General features: G+C 57.5%; 17 protein-coding genes. 8 read left to right on the top strand and 9 right to left on the bottom strand.

Going from position 1 to position 16522, the window contains the following annotated elements; all coding sequences use genetic code 11:
• Positions 1-123: 123 nt before the first annotated feature.
• Genes FE783_RS26170 through lipA form a run of 3 tightly spaced genes read right to left on the bottom strand, consistent with a single transcriptional unit; the run spans position 124 to position 2562 of the window.
• On the bottom strand, positions 124-1146 hold the full coding sequence (locus FE783_RS26170; protein ID WP_158302033.1) for an efflux RND transporter periplasmic adaptor subunit: 1023 nt from the start codon (positions 1144-1146) through the stop codon (positions 124-126).
• Positions 1147-1183: 37 nt separating this feature from the next.
• The gene (locus tag FE783_RS26165; RefSeq protein ID WP_138882319.1) at positions 1184-1633 is read right to left on the bottom strand and encodes a YutD family protein; all 450 of its coding nucleotides are present in this window, start codon (positions 1631-1633) and stop codon (positions 1184-1186) included.
• A 41-nt stretch (positions 1634-1674) separates the two neighbouring features.
• Positions 1675-2562 carry a lipoyl synthase gene (gene lipA / locus FE783_RS26160; RefSeq protein ID WP_138882318.1) on the bottom strand — a complete coding sequence of 296 codons (888 nt, stop codon included), beginning with the start codon at positions 2560-2562 and terminating at the stop codon, positions 1675-1677.
• Between the two features lie 306 nt (positions 2563-2868).
• Between lipA and FE783_RS26155 the strand changes: the two genes are divergently transcribed.
• The 4 genes from FE783_RS26155 to larC all read left to right on the top strand — a co-directional run bounded on the left by FE783_RS26155 (position 2869) and on the right by larC (position 6441).
• A complete protein-coding gene (locus tag FE783_RS26155) occupies positions 2869-3558 on the top strand; it encodes a GntR family transcriptional regulator (protein WP_138882370.1) in 690 nt (229 codons plus the stop codon).
• A 168-nt stretch (positions 3559-3726) separates the two neighbouring features.
• A complete protein-coding gene (gene larE, locus FE783_RS26150; RefSeq protein ID WP_138882317.1) occupies positions 3727-4578 on the top strand; it encodes an ATP-dependent sacrificial sulfur transferase LarE in 852 nt (283 codons plus the stop codon).
• On the top strand, positions 4575-5354 hold the full coding sequence (larB, locus tag FE783_RS26145) for a nickel pincer cofactor biosynthesis protein LarB (protein ID WP_138882316.1): 780 nt from the start codon (positions 4575-4577) through the stop codon (positions 5352-5354). Before larE ends, larB begins: the two co-directional genes overlap by 4 nt.
• 7 nt (positions 5355-5361) lie before the next feature.
• Positions 5362-6441 (top strand): nickel pincer cofactor biosynthesis protein LarC, encoded by a 1080-nt coding sequence (gene larC / locus FE783_RS26140; protein WP_138882315.1) that lies wholly within the window; start codon positions 5362-5364, stop codon positions 6439-6441.
• Between the two features lie 182 nt (positions 6442-6623).
• On the opposite strand, the gene FE783_RS26135 is transcribed toward larC, so the two are convergent.
• Both FE783_RS26135 and larC2 read right to left on the bottom strand, forming a co-directional pair.
• A complete protein-coding gene (locus FE783_RS26135; protein WP_138882314.1) occupies positions 6624-7436 on the bottom strand; it encodes an AAC(3) family N-acetyltransferase in 813 nt (270 codons plus the stop codon).
• A 23-nt stretch (positions 7437-7459) separates the two neighbouring features.
• Positions 7460-7930 (bottom strand): nickel pincer cofactor biosynthesis protein LarC2, encoded by a 471-nt coding sequence (gene larC2, locus FE783_RS26130; RefSeq protein ID WP_138882313.1) that lies wholly within the window; start codon positions 7928-7930, stop codon positions 7460-7462.
• 167 nt (positions 7931-8097) lie between these two features.
• Between larC2 and FE783_RS26125 the strand changes: the two genes are divergently transcribed.
• Positions 8098-9150, top strand: a complete 1053-nt coding sequence (locus FE783_RS26125; RefSeq protein ID WP_420799770.1) for a M23 family metallopeptidase — start codon at positions 8098-8100, stop codon at positions 9148-9150.
• A 108-nt stretch (positions 9151-9258) separates the two neighbouring features.
• The gene (locus FE783_RS26120) at positions 9259-10569 is read left to right on the top strand and encodes an MFS transporter (protein ID WP_238403261.1); all 1311 of its coding nucleotides are present in this window, start codon (positions 9259-9261) and stop codon (positions 10567-10569) included.
• Positions 10570-10622: 53 nt separating this feature from the next.
• Here the strand turns inward: FE783_RS26120 and yunB are convergent, their stop codons facing one another.
• From yunB to FE783_RS26105, 3 genes are all read right to left on the bottom strand, one after another.
• On the bottom strand, positions 10623-11399 hold the full coding sequence (gene yunB / locus FE783_RS26115) for a sporulation protein YunB (RefSeq protein ID WP_138882312.1): 777 nt from the start codon (positions 11397-11399) through the stop codon (positions 10623-10625).
• Positions 11400-11526: 127 nt separating this feature from the next.
• The gene (locus FE783_RS26110) at positions 11527-12561 is read right to left on the bottom strand and encodes a FecCD family ABC transporter permease (RefSeq protein WP_138882311.1); all 1035 of its coding nucleotides are present in this window, start codon (positions 12559-12561) and stop codon (positions 11527-11529) included.
• Positions 12561-13604, bottom strand: a complete 1044-nt coding sequence (locus tag FE783_RS26105) for a FecCD family ABC transporter permease (RefSeq protein WP_138882310.1) — start codon at positions 13602-13604, stop codon at positions 12561-12563. The genes FE783_RS26110 and FE783_RS26105 overlap by 1 nt, the downstream gene beginning before the upstream one ends.
• 204 nt (positions 13605-13808) lie before the next feature.
• On the opposite strand from FE783_RS26105, the gene FE783_RS26100 reads away from it, so the two are divergent.
• Entirely contained in the window at positions 13809-15059 is a 1251-nt protein-coding gene (locus tag FE783_RS26100) for a DUF445 domain-containing protein (protein ID WP_138882309.1), read from the top strand.
• A gap of 147 nt (positions 15060-15206) precedes the next feature.
• Positions 15207-15719 carry an RNA polymerase sigma factor gene (locus FE783_RS26095; RefSeq protein ID WP_138882308.1) on the top strand — a complete coding sequence of 171 codons (513 nt, stop codon included), beginning with the start codon at positions 15207-15209 and terminating at the stop codon, positions 15717-15719.
• A 178-nt stretch (positions 15720-15897) separates the two neighbouring features.
• On the opposite strand, the gene FE783_RS26090 is transcribed toward FE783_RS26095, so the two are convergent.
• The gene (locus FE783_RS26090) at positions 15898-16428 is read right to left on the bottom strand and encodes an acetylglutamate kinase (RefSeq protein ID WP_138882307.1); all 531 of its coding nucleotides are present in this window, start codon (positions 16426-16428) and stop codon (positions 15898-15900) included.
• Positions 16429-16522 lie beyond the last annotated feature (94 nt).

Genomic DNA, 16522 nt, shown 5'->3' with positions numbered 1-16522 from the left:
TTTACTGGAAATATGATGAATTTGGTATGATCTTTTCGACAAAAAAAGACGAAGTTCCCGCGATCGGGAAAACTTCGTCCGGTTATATGGTACTATTGCACGATTATCAAGGAACCGTAGTTCCTAATTGTTCAAAATAATTTGCTGACCGGCCTTCAAGCCTTTGCGGATTTCCACTTCGGTAGCCGTTTCCAGCCCTTTCTCCACATCGACTTCCTTCCGGCTCGTTCCGTCCTTCAGATGGACGAAGCTGCGGCCCTGATAAGAGCGCAAGCCCACTCGCGGAATGATCAGCACGTTGTCCTTGCGGTCGGTCACGATCGTCAAGTCCGCTTGCGAGCCGAGCACCGCATCGGGAGGGACGGTGTCCAGCGAGATGATCAGCGATCTCGCATTCCGGTCGTTCTGCTGCTGGTTTTCGGTGAAAGGCGCGGTTCTCGGCGTTTGAATGACTTTGCCTTTGTACACCTTTCCGTTGAATGCGACTTCCGCTTCCATATCTCTTTCGACCGCGGTCAAATCGGCGCCGACCGACACGGTGTACAAAAAGATCATGCTCTGCGGATCGGACAGCCCGACAACGTCTTTATAAGACGCGATCGTGTCGCCCGGCTTGATAAAATCAAGAAACGTAACAACGCCGCTCCGATCGGCGATCAGCTTCGTCTTCTCGAGACTCATCTCGAGACCTTCCAGCTTCAGCTCCTCGACCTCGCGGTTCATGCCGGATAACCGGAGCTTCTCCGGATCGCGGGCGCGCTTCGCTTCCGCGAGCGCGTCCTCGGCCTTCGCCAGCACGAGCTTCTGCTGCGAAATTCTCATCATCAAATCGCGCGGGTCGAGCTGCAGCAGCACATCGCCCTTGTTCACCACGTCGCCGACCTTGACGTACATCGCGTCGAGCTGGCCGCCGACGGTATATTGGTAAAACTTGTTGGAAGCCGAGACGAACACGCCGGTGCCGCGAATTTGCTTGGCGATCGTCCCGCTTTTCACCTCATAGACGTCTTCCTGCCGCTTGACCGGCTTAAGCAGCTCCGGCTTCTCCTGCGGAGCCGCGTTCGCGTACGCACAGCCCGTTTGGACCGCGGCCAGCGCACCGAGCAGCACCCAGCCAACCCACCGTCTTTTTGCAATGTTCAACAAGCCTTGTCGCCTCCCGACCGAGTGAAACGTGTCCTTGTTATTTCGTCGGCTGCTGACGCTCCTGGCGCGCTTGCCGCTCTTGGCGCTCATGACGTTCTTGTCGTGGATGCTGCTGCTGAGCCGTGCCGGGGCTCGTCTGCCTTTGATTCGACGCGCTCGGCTGCTGCGGTTGCTGCTCGGTCGGCTGCTGCGGGGGAAGCTCTCCCTGCATCTTGCCGTTCACTTTGCGCACAATGAAATAGGCGCAGCCGAAATTGCAATATTCGTTCAAATAATCGTGTATGCCGGAAACGCACGTGTCCTTGCTGCCGTTCTTGTTGCTTTCCTTGAAAAACCCTTTCAGCCTCAGCTGGCTGTAGCCCCAGTCGCCCACGATGTAATCGTAACGCTCGAGCACCTCGCTGAAACGGTCCCGGAACGCTTCGAAATTGTATCCGTTTTTGTGCTCCTGCACGAGCTCATACGTCTTGCTACCGATATGAATCAAAGGAATCCCTCCTTGCGCCGGTTTCGCGGAAATGTCGATCATCATGAATGGGCATGGGCCGATTGCACCTGTTCGTGCGCATGGTAGGAGCTCCGCACAAGCGGTCCGGATTCGACATGGCGGAAGCCCCGCTTCATGCCTTCCTCCTTCAGCCGGGCGAACTGCTCCGGCGTGTAATATTCCACAACCCGCAAATGCTGCTTCGTCGGCTGCAAATATTGGCCGATCGTCATGATGTCGCAATCGACGGCGCGCAGATCGTCCATCGTGCGCAAAATTTCGTCCCACGTCTCGCCTACGCCGACCATAATGCTGGACTTCGTCGGGATCGTCGGGCTCATCCGTTTGGAACGGGCAAGAAGCTCCAGGGATCGGTCGTATTTCGCTTTCGAGCGAACCCGGTCCGACATACGTTCGACCGTCTCCATGTTGTGGTTCAAAATATCCGGCTTCGCGTCCATCACGATGCGCAAGGAATCTTCGTTCCCCATAAAATCCGGGATGAGCACCTCCACCGAGCAGAACGGCAGACGTCTGCGGATCGCATGGATCGTCTCGGCGAATATGGAAGCGCCTCCGTCGGCCAAATCGTCTCTCGCCACCGAGGTGACGACGCAATGGCGCAGCCCCATCTGTTCGGCCGCTTCCGCCACCCGCTCCGGCTCCTGCAGATCGAGCTCGGTCGGCAAGCCGGACTTGACCGCGCAGAACCGGCACGCCCGCGTGCAAATATCGCCTAGTATCATGAACGTAGCCGTCCGATTGGCCCAGCACTCGTGGATGTTCGGGCATTTCGCCTCTTCGCAGACGGTATGGAGCGTCCGGGAACGCATCGTTTCCTTCAATTGTTTGACGTTATCGTAATCTTCGCCGGCCGGCAGCTTGATTTTGAGCCATTCCGGCTTGCGAAGCACAGGTTTGGTCGACATGTTGATTCCCGCTTTCTAATTGAATTACGCTTATTATATCACGAAAGGGGCAACAATCCATGCCTGACCGCCGCTTATGCTCTCATTGTAGCGAAGCCGGCCGGGGAAATGTAGGCTCCAACTTGTTGGAAAAGGTGTCGATTTGTTCGGTTGGACAATGAAATGAAGCGCTTCCTTTATCTTGAAAGCCGGAATTTCCGTACATGGTCGGATCGACTTCTCCCATGAAAAGCTGTTGACCGGTATACCTGTATACAAGTATACTGAGCCTATATTCGGAAATGTGGTGAACGATAATTGAACTTCATGTCTCAAGTGTCGAGCGGTAAATCTTTGGGCGAGCAAGCTTACGAAACGATCCGGGATTCGATTATTACGTTGCAGCTTGCGCCTGGACAAACGATTTACGAGAATGAGCTGGCCGAATCGCTGCAAATTAGCCGAACCCCGATTCGCGATGCGTTTCATCTGCTGTTGTCGGAACGGCTCGTCGATGTGCTCCCTCAGCGGAACAAGCGGGTAACCTACATATCCGAGCTGAAGGTGAAGGAAAGCCGCTTCGTCCGCCTCAGCCTGGAGAGCAGCGCGTTCAAGCTGGCGGCCCGGCAATGGGACGATACCGAACGGCACGCGAAAGCGGAGAAGCAAATCCGTGCACTGCTGCAGGAGCAGAGCGAAGCGGCCGAGCGGCAGGATGTCCTTCAATTTCTCCGGCTGGACGAAGCTTTTCACCGCTGCATCCTTCAATCGGCAGGCAATGAAACGCTGCTGGAGGTCGTGTACCATATGCGCGGGCACCTGAACCGGTTCAGATATTTGGCGATGAAGGAGCTTGTGTTGACGAAAAGCTTGGTGCAGGAGCACGAGGAGCTGTTCGATCGGCTCAAAAACAGGGACGAAGAAGGCGTTGTCCGGCTGCTCGAGCATCACTTGGGCAAGCTGGATTCGGAGTTCCCCCGGCTGCGCGGGCAGTTCCCGAATTATTTCAAAGATTGACCGGGCGGCCGCCGACGGATATTTTGAAGTTCCTTCATACGCCGCGCGGTTTCGGGAGTCACGTCGATATGATACACTTGTAAATGTGGTTTACTAGCAAGCAAACGCAGTATGACACGACCGCTGGCGGCGATTCATAACCGCAAGCGGCGTCCGGGAGGGGACTTCATGGATACCGGAATGACGCTTCGACAAAAGGATGAGTTGCTTGGCGCCATCCTTAGAGATATGGGACGCGTCCTGATCGCGTTCTCCGGCGGCGTAGACAGCACGTTCGTGCTGAAGCGGGCTTACCAGGAGCTTGGCGATCAGGTATTGGCCGTAACGGCCGCATCGGAGACGTTTCCGACGCGCGAGTTCAACGCCGCGGTGCAGCTTGCCGAAGAAATGGGCGTCCGTCTTCATAAGACGGAAGTGAAGGAATTCGAGAACGCCTCCTTCGTAGCGAACAACCCGGACCGGTGCTATCATTGCAAAACCGGATTGTATTCGCATCTGCAATCGATGGCCAAGGAGCTCGGCTACCCGTTCATCGTAGACGGCTCGAACGTAGACGATCTGGGCGACTACCGTCCGGGCCTGCAGGCGAAGACCGAGCAGGGCGTTCGCAGTCCGCTTCAGGAGGCGGGCTTCCTGAAGGCGGAAATCCGCGAGCTGTCCAAGGAGCTCGGCTTGCGGACGTGGAACAAGCCTTCTTTCGCCTGTCTCTCCTCGCGCATCCCTTACGGGACGAAGATCGAGAAGTACAAAATCGACCAGCTCGACGAGGCGGAGGACTATTTGTACGCGCTCGGATTTTGGCAAGTCCGCGTACGCCATCACGATAAAATCGCACGGATTGAAGTGATGCCGGATGAGCTTGCGAAAGTGATCGAATTGAACGAACAAATCCACCAAAAATTCACCTCGCTCGGCTTTACGTACGTGACGCTCGACCTGGCCGGCTACCGGACCGGCAGCATGAATGCCGTGCTGAAGAAGGAGCTGCCCGTAACGGTGAAGGAAGAAGCCGCCCGATGAACCGACTCGAGCAAGTTCTGAAGCTGTTGAAGGACGGGGAACTCGATGTCGAGGAAGCGAAGCGGCAGATCGAGGAAATCGCGCAAGCGGAAGCAAACGGCAAAGTCGACGACCTCGGCTTTGCCCAGCTCGACATCGAGCGCGAGAAACGGACAGGCTTCCCGGAGGTCATCTACGGCGAAGGCAAGACGGCGGAGCAGATCGTCGCCATCTTCCGGCGGCTGACCGAGCATTCCGACCGTGTGCTCGCAACCCGCGTCGACGCGGCCAAAGCGGAAGCGGTTCTCGCAGCCGTCCCCGGATCGACGTACCACGCCGCCGCCCGCGCCCTTACCTGGTTCAAGAAGCCGATTCTGCAAATGCATGACGGCTATGTTGCAGTAGTATGCGCGGGCACGTCCGATCTGCCCGTTGCCGAAGAGGCGGCGATCACGATCGAATGCATGGGCAGCCATGTGGAGAAAGTATACGACGTCGGGGTAGCCGGCATCCATAGGCTGTTCCGGCGTCTGCCGGTTATCCGCGGCGCCAACGTCATCATCGTCGTAGCCGGCATGGAGGGCGCGCTGGCGAGCGTCGTCGGCGGCCTCGTATCGAAGCCCGTCATCGCCGTGCCTACAAGCATAGGCTACGGCGCGAGCTTTCATGGCGTATCCGCCCTTCTGACGATGCTGAATTCCTGCGCGACCGGCGTTACGGTCGTCAATATCGACAACGGCTTCGGAGCCGGCTACAGTGCGGGAATGATCAATAAAAATATGTCGAAAAGGTCGTGAATCCCCAGTGCGAGTCGTATATTTCGATTGTTTCTCAGGCATCAGCGGCGATATGGCGCTGGCCGCGCTTGTAGACGCCGGCGCCGATCGAGCGTATGTCGAAAGCGAGCTGCAAAAAATCCGCATCGAGCCGTTCGAGCTGCAATGGAGAAGAGTCAACAAGAAAGGAATCTCCGCGCTTAAGATGGACGTTGCGCTCGATCCGAACAACCCGCCGACGCATCATAGGCATTACTCGGACATCGTCAAGATGATCGAGGCCGCCGGCTTTAACGAGCGGGTAACCGCCTACAGCTTAGCCATCTTCGAAAAAATCGGAATCGCCGAAGGTAAAATCCACGGCATACCGCTCTCTAAGGTGCACTTCCACGAGGTAGGCGCGATCGACTCCATCGTCGACGTGATCGGCGTCGCGCTGGCGCTCGATTCGCTGCAGGCCGAGACGATCTACTGCTCCCCCGTCCCGCTCGGCTCGGGAACGGTGCGCTGCGACCACGGCTTGTACCCGGTTCCCGCCCCGGCCACGCTGGAAATGATGCGCGGTCTTCCGATCGCGCCGACCGACTATGCGATGGAGATGACCACCCCGACCGGAGCCGGAATCGTCTCCGCTGTCGTGAACGACTTCTCCAAAGGGCTTCCGCCGATGGTCGTCGAGACGATCGGCTATGGCGCGGGAACACGGGATTTGCCGAACCAGCCCAACGTGCTGCGCGTAGTCGTCGGAACGGCGGACTCGTACATCGCGAAATGGACAACGACCCATCAGCACATACATGCGGAGCACACCCATGCTCATGAGCATCACCCTCATCACCATCACCATGATCATGACCATCACGAGCACGGCCACCATCACCATGATGATCATGATCATCATGAGCACGGCCATCATCACCACCATGATCATGATCATCATGAGCACGGCGACCACCGTCATCATGACCACGATCATGATCATGACGAACATAAGCACGGCCATCATCACGAGAAGCACGAGCCTAAACATGCGGGCGAGCATCTCCACCATCACGATCACCCGCACAATCACGACCATAGAAGCGGACCGGGCACGCATAAGCATTAAATCTTACCCATCAAACCAAAAGGCTTTCCCTGCCGCAGAGCAATCTGCACGGGGAAAGCCTGTTTTTCGTTTGTCGGAGGCCGGCCCTTACTGCTTCAGCGTCTTTACGAGCCGGTTCGCCTCGCCGTTCGGCGTATCGATCGTCTCGTAAAGCTTGATGACGAGCGGCTTCTCGAATCCGGTTACGACAGAATCGGCCCTCCGTCGATCGCATCACGGCAGCGGATGCAATCGGGACTGCAGCGCGTCAGCTCCGGCTCCGAGCGAATCGTCTCAAGCGCTTGTCCGGCCAGCTCGCGGGCGCGCCCTATCGTCCACAAACTTTCCCCTACCCGGACCCGGCCGGTCAGCGGAAGCAGTACCGGATCGAACCCGGTGAAGCCGGCGGAGCACGAGCCGACGTGCGACATTACTTTATTCCGGACGCCATCATTCACCCATCGGACGAACGAGCGCCTCCCTGCCTGCAGCTCTGCCAAATGCAGCAGCGTCATCCGGTCGAACCCTACTCCGATCAATACGACCCAGCCGTCGAGCTCGATCAGCCGCTCCAACGCCCCGTATATACGCTCGCGCGATTGCGTGGCGGTCAAGCTGTCTGCAGTCGGGCCGAGAGCCGTAAAGGAATGGGTCGGGTGGTTCCCTCTTCTTCTCCCCGGACGGTTCACAAGCGCAGCGGGGATCGCACCCATCGTCTCCCGGTCGATCGTATTCATGTCCGGATGAAATACCTTGTCGTGATCCTCATAGACAGCCGTCTCATAGTCGATGCCGTTGCGCTCCGGCCTCCCGTTCCGCGGCGGCGCGACGAGGAACGAGTTGGAGAACGTCGGCGTCATAACCGTATTGCCTTCGGCCAGAAAAGCGTCGATGACCGTATCCGGGCCTCCATCGACTTTGCCGAGCGACCGGTATGAAGAATGGATGCAGACGGCCGCGTTTTCGATCCCGTTTTGCTGCAAGGCAGCTCTGATCTGTTGTTCGTTAACAGCCATTGTTCGTCAGTTCACCCCGATCGTTATTTGCCTTCCGCATAGTTGCGCCGAACTTGCTCGTATACAAGCTTGAGCGGTACTCCGTGCCGTTTGGCCGCCTCTTCGCATTCCTTGAATTCCGGCGCCACCTGGACGAGCTCGCCCCGATGGAATCCCAGCTTGACCGTGATCGGGCCCCACTCCGTCGCTACACGGACAAATTGCCTGCCAAGGCGATGAACGTCGGCCTTCAAGTAACGGAGCCCGAGCGTCGTCGTCTCGGCGAATACGATCTCTTCCATCCGCTCGAGCCGCTCTTCCGATACTAAGACGTTCAGCATCATTCCAGGCCGGCCTCTCTTCATAATAATCGGTATCCAATAGACGTCATTGGCTCCCGCTTCGAACAGCCGGTCCATGACATACGAGCTGAATTCCGGGTTCATATCGTCCAAATTGGCCTGCAGCAGCACCATGTGCTCGTCGACATGCTCGTTCCGGTGATCGAACATCATTGTCTCCCTTTCCGTTTTTCGTTTGTTTCTAATCGTATCAAACCGATCCCCCGGATGTAAATGAATGGATCGGGCAATTCGCGGCCGGCCGGAATAGCAAAAAGCGGGAATGCGTATCCTAACCGCATAGAAGATGGACATGATGGCGAAAGGAGGCTTAAGCGAACTTGAAACGTGCAGGCCGATTATGGCGGACGTCCGTCCTGGCCTTATGCAGCTTGCTGCTCGCGACATTCGTGATCTCCGCCCGGGGAGCGTCGGCAGAGCAAGCCGCAAAGGTCGAGACGAAAGATATGAAAACCGTGTTCGCCGAGCGCAAGCAGCTATTCGACGAGGTTAGCGACATTACCGGCATCCCGTGGAACTATTTGGCCGCGATCGATCAGTACGAACGAACGCTGACGATTGCCAATCCGAAGAAAAGACCGCGTCAGGCGGGGCTTATCGGTATTTATTATTCGGAGCACGACTGGGCCGGATTCGCCAATCCGAATCAGGAAGATCACAACCCGGCGACGATAGCCTTGTTCGGGGGCAGGGGAAAGGACGGCTCCGGAGACGGCGTAGCCGATCGCGCGAACGATCTGGACGCTTTGTCGGCGATGGCCTCCTACTTGTTGACATACGGCAAGGGCGAAGATCAATTGAAGCTCGCGCTGTGGAACTATTACCGCAATCAGCGAAGCGTGGAGCGGATCGAACAGTTTTACCGCATATACGCCGCCTTCGGACGGATCGATCTGCATGAGCACGCTTTTCCTCTGCCGCTCGGGGCCGAATATTCGTACCGCAGCACTTGGGGGGCGAGCCGAGGCTGGGGCGGCCACCGGATGCACGAGGGCACCGATATTTTTGCGGGTCACGGCGTCCCCGTGCGCAGCACATGCTACGGCATCGTCGAGATCAAAGGCTGGAACCCGTATGGCGGATGGCGCGTCGGGCTGCGCGACCTGAACAACGTCTACCATTACTATGCCCACTTGTCCGGCTTCGAGAAGAAATTGAAGGAAGGCGATATCGTCAAGCCCGGTCAAGTGCTGGGCTGGGTCGGCAGCTCCGGGTACGGGAAGCCGGGTACGCAAGGAAAATTCCCGCCCCATCTCCACTTCGGCTTGTATCGGGACAATGGCAAAACCGAATGGTCGTTCGACCCGTTCGCTTATTTGAAGAAGTGGGAGCGCGAAGAACGGCTGCGCGGGCCAAAGAAAAGCGGCTCCTGACAGGGAGCCGCAGGATTTAACGAAAAGGAACTCAGATCCGTTATCTGTCCCAGATGGGCAAGCTCGGCGCGAAAGCCGGGCCAATAGCGGAAAGGAGTTCCTTTATTCATGGAAAAAGGCTATTGCGCTTTCGGCGATTATTTGCAACGATTAGATCGAAGAAATTCGACGAATCGTGGTGCGCGCAAATTTATGAAACCGGACACTCCCGTTTACAAATTCGGCATGCGGATGGTTCCCGACGTATGGCGCAATGCCAAAATCGACTTTGGAGCGGCCGGTCTGGTCAGTCTGTTCAATGTCGTGCTCAATCAGTTTTTTATCGCCTTCGCGCTCCAGCAAGGGGCGTCCAACCTGCAGGTCGGCCTGCTGTCGGCCGCAGCCCCTATCGGGCTGTTATTCTCGCCGTTATGGACGAGCTGGATCGAGAAAACGAACAACCCGAAGCCGTTCGTCGTCTTCCCGAGCTTATTCGGACGTCTGCTGCTGTTTTTTCCCGCCTTCGTCCCTCACCCGTCGGTATATGTCGCGACCGCCATCGTTTTCCAGATGCTGATGGCCATTCACGCGCCCGCCTACGCCATGTTGATCTCCCGGTTGTACCCGTCCGACCTGCGCGGCCGTTTGATGGGGTATGTACGGGTCCCGATGGGCTTGCTCATGATCCCGCTCGCCTATGTCGTCGGGAGCTGGACGGACATGTCGGGGCCGTCCGGTCCGCTCATCGCCGCCGCGGCCGCCGGGGCCGCTTCGATCCTGCTGTTCAGCAGCGTGAAGCTGCCGAAGATCGATCCGCCGCCGGCGGCCCGGCGGCCGCGATTTTCGCTGCGCGATCAATGGAGCCTGGTCGCAAGCGACCGGACGCTCGCCATTTTCCTCGCCGCTACGATGTTTTCCGGCTTCGGCAACATGCTGGCGGGTCCGCTGTACCAAATTATTCAGGTCGAGGTGCTGCAGCTGCGCAACGTGGAGATCGGCTACGCCCGGGCAGCCTATTTCGCCGGGCTGCTGCTGACCTATTTGATCGGCGGCCGGACGATCGACCGGTTTCCCATCAAATATACGCTGCTCTGCGGGATCGGCGCCTATGCGGTCGTCCCTATGCTGTATGGACTGTGGGGCAGCTATCCCGCCGTCATCATCGGCAATTTCGTTCAAGGCATCGGCGAAGCGATATGGGATATCGGCATCCTCGCCTTTATTTTCCGCCTATCCCCCGGACGGGAAGCTTCGCTGTTCGGACTGCACCTGATGCTGTTCGGCATCCGCGGCACATTGGGGCCGATTCTCAGCTCGCTTATGGCGGACAGCGTTCCTTTGCCGCTGATCCTGATAGCCGCTTCCATTTGCGCCTGGATCGGCACGGTTCTGTTTTGGATAGGGAACCGGAGCCCTGCCCCGTCGGCGGCCGGCCGCTAGCCGCTCCGGCCGCACGTTCTCCGCGAGCCAAACTTCTATATCCGGGTGCCGCTTCATTTGGCGGCGCCTCCTTTTGTCCCCGCTTCCGTCTTCGCCTCCGTCTCCGTCTTGGCTCCTTCCGGATTGATCTGCGGAATCGCGATGCTGGGCGGAGCGGACGACGTTTTCCCGCTCGGGTTTCCTTTGCTGTCGTAATAATACATCGGCACGTCGCCGACTACGAGCACGTACGAGATCGGAATTTCCGTCTCCACCACTTCCGGTTCCGAGTCGAACGGGATGATGATCGCGACCTCGGCCGTAATCCGGATATACACTTCCACCAAAATCATATTGATGCCCGCATCCTGCTGCCGCGTGCTCAAGTCGACTTTGACCGCGCCGATGGGCGTGAATTTGATCGGAATTTTCGGACCGAACGAAGCGATAATGGCGCTGTCCATCGCCTGCCCGACCGGAATATGCTCCGGGATGTCCTTCAGTCCGTTCAACACGTTCTGCACCGTGCTTACCGTTTCCGACGTTATTTTCATATGCTCCCCGTAGTTGAGCATGAATCCGGTTATTTTACCGTTCTTGTCCGTCCGCCAATCGATCAGCTTGTCGAAGCTTTGCGCGCGCGAAATTTGCTCGGTGATTGCCGTATTGATCGCCTGTGTGGCGACCTGCTTCACCCGGAGCATGGCGACGTGCATGAGCGGGGGACGCAAGTTTTTCTCGATGAAGATGAACGATTGGAGCGAGAACAGGAAGAAAATGAGCATCGCGATGAAAAATGCTTTCCGTCTCCCTTTCTTGGTCGGCCGGCTCCGCCATCCGCGTCTCAACATGCAGCGTGTTCCCCCGATCCGTTGGCATCCTTGACCGTACCAGTGTATGCGGCTGTCCGGCAAAAAAGACGAGATCCGCCCCCTGCGGACCGGCCGACAGGATACGGATCTCTGAATAAGGTATTGCTCAAGCTTTCGATTTCGCGAGCAGGTACAGGAAATAGGGGGCGCCGATGATCGCTACTACGATCCCTGTCGGAATTTCCGACGGCTGCATTACCGAGCGGCCGAGCGTGTCGGCAACGAGCAGCAGCAGCCCGCCGGCAAGAGCCGACGCCGGAAGCAGCACCTGGTAGCTTGGACCGACAAGACGGCGGGCCAAGTGCGGTCCGATCAAGCCGACAAAGCCGATGCCTCCGCCGACCGCGACGCAAGAAGCGGCCAAGGCTACGGCCGCCGACAGCATTTTCAGCCGCTCCCGCTCGACGGGCGTCCCGAGTCCGACCGCGGCATGGTCGCCCAACTGAAGCACGTTGAATATGCGCGATTTATAGAACACGTACGGCAGCAGGATGACGATCCAGGGAAGCAGTGCCGTTACGTACTTCCAATTCGTTCCCCAAATGCTGCCCGCAAGCCAAACTTGCACGAATTGATACTGCTGCGGGTCGAGCTTGATCGTCAGGACGATCATCGCGGCCGAGATGCCGGCCGCAACCGCGATCCCTACCAGAATGAGGCGGATCGGCATAAGCCCTTGATTTTTCTTATAAGCGAGCGAGAAGATTAACGCGGCCGTCAATCCGGCACCGACCAGCGAAAGAAGCGGCAGCAAAAATACCGAGGTGATGCCGGCCTTCTTCATATACGTGATGAACAGAACGACCGCCAAGCCCGCCCCCGCGTTAATGCCGAGGATGCCCGGGTCGGCCAGAGCATTCCGCGATACGCCCTGCAAAATGCATCCCGAGACGGCCAGGCCGGCGCCGACCAGCACGGAGATGACGATGCGAGGCAGACGGAACTCGAACAGGACGAGATGCTGCTTGGACGTTCCCGCGCCGAACAGCGTTTTCAGCACTTCGAACGGCGTAAGCCGCATATAGCCGGTGTTCATGCTGATTATAAACGCGGTTATAATAAGCAGGCCGAGGACGGTCCCAACGGTCGTATATTTTATCGCCTTGCGTCTCCGCTCGTTCTCCAGATAGGTGATGTCCATTACAGGTTCCTCCCCTCTCTGCGCGCCAAATACAGGAAGAACGGCACGCCGATCAGTGCAATAAGCGCCCCGATCGGGGTCTCATAAGGAGGATTGATCATGCGAGCGGCCGTATCGGCCATAACGGTCAGCAAGCTGCCGAGCACCGAAGAGCAAGGGATGATCCAACGGTAATTGACGCCGACCAGATAACGGGCAACGTGGGGAATGACGAGGCCGATAAAGCCGATCGAGCCGACCGCCGCGACAGCCGCTCCGGCCAGCACAAGCACGAGCACCGATCCGGCCAGCTTGATCAAGCCCGTCCGTTGGCCGAGGCCGCTCGCCACCTCGTCACCTAGGCTTAGCAGCGTAATCGAGCGCGACAGCGCGATCGCCCCGAGCAGTCCGCCGGCCACCCATGGGAACATCATTTTCAGCTGCAGCCATTTCGTTCCGGCGACGCCGCCCGCATACCAGAACGCCAAATCTTGTCCGATATGGAAATAGATCGAGACGCCCTCGCTGATCGCCACCAGCAGCGCGCCGACCGCGGACCCGGCCAGCGCGAGGCGTACCGGACTCAAGCCGCCCTTCGATAGAGCCGCGATGCCATAGACGAGAAGCATGCCGATCGCCGCTCCTGCAAACGAATACAAAATCAAGTAGCGAAACGGCAATCCGGGGAAAAAGGCAAAGATGAACGCAAGCACGAAGCCCGCTCCGGCATTGATCCCGAGCAGCCCGGAATCGGCCAGCGGATTGCGCGTCATTCCTTGCATAATCGCGCCGGCCACGGCAAAGCACGCGCCCACCAAAGCGCCGGCGAGCGCCCGCGGCAGGCGGAGCTCCTGGATGATTTGGTGCTGGGTCAAGTCCGGATTAAACTTGAACACCGCTTCCCATACGGTGGACAGCTTAATATCCGCCGCGCCGACGGATATCGAGAAAGCGAGGCCCAGCGCCAATAACGCGAGGCCAACGATCAAAATGACCGTTGCAAAAAACGGCCGCGAGCGAATCGGAGTCGTAGGCTCGGCGGCTTGCTGCAATCGAGAAGACATCGAATCACCCTGTCTGTTATTATTGATAACGATTCTCATTTTCAATACATATGGTATAACCGGCCCCATGAAATGTCAATTCATTTCTGCAGCCCAATTTATATTTTTGGAATTTCCGCAAATAGAGTACAATGATAAGGAAAACGTAGTACGGCCCGGTTCATCCGGCCTGCCCAATTCGTACATACAGGGGTTGAACGAGAAGTGAAACGAAATACGAGACACATAGCCACCGTATCTCTCGCGGTAATGGCGGCCGGATTTTTAATTACGATTCCGTTCGATTCGATTGCCTGGGTCCGGTTTCTCCGCAGCGGCTTCGAAGCCGGACTCGTAGGCGGACTCGCCGACTGGTTCGCCGTAACCGCGCTGTTCCGCCACCCGCTCGGCATTCCGATTCCACATACCGCGATCTTGCCGAACAACCGCGAGAAAGTAACGAAGGCGCTCGTATCTACCGTCCAGAACGACTTGCTCAGCAAGCAGAGCATCCGCGACAAGCTGAAGCAGTTTGCGATCGCGACCCGGCTGCTGGACGGCGTGGAAGCCCGCATCCGCACGGAGGAGGGGACGAGAGCGATAACGGGCGTGAGCGGCTTTGTCGTCCGTTCGTTCCCATTGGAACAGCTCGGTCCCGTACTGGAGCGGGAAATCGGCCGCCGGCTGGAAGAGGTCGATACCGCCGCGCTCGCGACAGGTCTGGTCGAATACGGCTTCGCCAGAAACTGGGACGGCAAGGCGCTCGATTTCGTGCTCGACTTCGCCGAGGAGTATATCAACCGCGAGTCGACGGTCCGGCAGTTGGGCGCGATGGCTGCCGAAGGCATCAGCAGCATTCAGACGAGCGGGCTGATGTCGTTCGCCTTGAACGCGTTCGCGGGCTTCATGAGCGAGGAACGGCTCGGCGAGACGATCCGTCAGCTGCTGCAGTCGCAAATATGGGAGCTGCGCAAGGAAAACAACCCGACCCGCGTCGGCCTGTCCGATACGATCCGGGTAAAGCTCGAAACGGTTCTGGCCAAGCCCGAGACGAAACAAGCGCTGGAGCAGTGGAAACGGGATCTGGTGGAAAGACTGAACCTGTCCGAAAATTTGAATGCCTTTCTCGTGCAGACGCGCGAACGGCTGCTGGCTTACATCCATACGGAAGCTTATCCGAAGGAAGTGGCCGCCCCCGTTCTCGAGCAAGCGATCGCGAGGCTGCGGGAGGACGAAGCGCAGATCGAACGCATCGAGACGTTTATACAGGACAAGCTGGCCGAATGGATCGAGAGCAACCATCACAAGATCGGTACGCTGATCGAAGAAAATATACGCAAATACGACAACGAGACGCTCATTGCGATGCTCGAGGACAAAATCGGCTCGGACCTGCAATGGATCCGCGTAAACGGAGCGATTTGCGGCTTCTTCATCGGTCTCGTGCTGGCCGCGATCCATCTCCTTGTCGCCTGACAGGGAAGCTTTCTGCCTAGCACGCCGATACAGGGCCGCCCGGTTCGCACCGGGACGGCCCTTTTTTGACGCTTGAGCTTGTTCATACGGTTGTCACGAACGCATGCCATTATTGGCGTAACGACAACCGGAACCGAGGAGACGACGATGGATTGGGAGAACATATGGAACGAGCACCGGAAAGAGCTTTACGCCTATTTTTATAGAAGTCTTGGAAACGGCTTCGATGCGGAAGATTTAACCCAGGAAGCGTTTCTGAGAGCGATCTCCTCGTTACGTGGACGGCATACCCCTCCGGACAACATGCGGGCGTTCATGAAGACGATTTCCAGAAACTTGCTGATCGACCGGTACCGCAAAAATAAAACAATCCCCGCACCGGTAGCGCTAGAGGACGTGCTGCCCTATTTGGCCGGAGAAACGGTCGAATCGATCGTGCTGCAAACGGAAATGCGCGCCGAAGCCCGCGCGGCCATACAAGCTTTGCCTCCGGTAAACCGCCGGTTGATCGAATACCGGTTTTTCCGCGGTTTATCGGTTAGAGAGAGCGCGCGCCGAATCGGCATAAGCGAGAACGCCATCCGCTCGCTGCAATTTCGGATTATGGACAAAATCCGTCCTAAGCTGAAGTCTAGGCCAGACTGTATACTGGAAAAATAAGTATTGCGTTTAATGGTAAAAAAAATTACTTTTTAGGGTAAACGGGAAATCGTTTGGCGGGAATGCCTGAAGTAACCAACTACTATTCCATCGTGACCGGCATGGCACCATGAAACAGGACCGCACAGCGGTTCTACTTGAAAAGGAGCGGCATGCATCAGCATACCGCTCCAGCCTTTTACTTCCGGAATCGATCCGGAAATTGCTTTACGATTCCGTTCGCGAACTCGTCCGCCATGGCCAACGCTTGCTTCTCGATCTCATCGAACACGGCGATGTCGGCGGCGTAGTCCTTCGTAAGCCGGTACACCGCTTCCGATTTGGTCAGCTTGAGATGCTCGTGCAGCATCGCTTTCAACGCTTTCTCGGACCAGTTCGGATTGATTCCGGAGAGGAACGCGGCCAGTTCGTCGGCGTTGGCGTACCATTTCTTCTCCTCTTCCGCAGCGGCCTTCTGGTCGCCGGCCTTGGCCGCTTTCACAAGACGCGCGGGAATGACGAGATGGTCCGTAAACAGCTTGTTGAACTGCGAAGCGATCTCATCCCCATAATAGCGTCTGAATACGGCAGCCATATCGGGAGGGTTGCGGAGGAGCCGTTTCGTCACAAGCGCCTCGTCAGGCAGGTCGGATGCTATGCTAATGATCAGCATCCTTGTCCACGCCACGTGCTGTTCCCACAGGGTGCGCATTTCGTTGATCAGATCCAATTGCGCTTGGCCGATTCCTCCCTGCCCAGATGACCGGTAAGAAGGAAACGTGTAAGGGTCCGCAACCGGTATTGGCGGCGGCGCGCAAGGGATA

The organism is Paenibacillus mesophilus (assembly GCF_005938385.1).
Taxonomy (GTDB): Bacteria; Bacillota; Bacilli; order Paenibacillales; family NBRC-103111; genus Paenibacillus_AB; species Paenibacillus_AB mesophilus.
The sequence above is the reverse complement of the archived record's forward strand: the minus strand, read 5'-3'. Positions and strand labels throughout refer to the sequence as shown.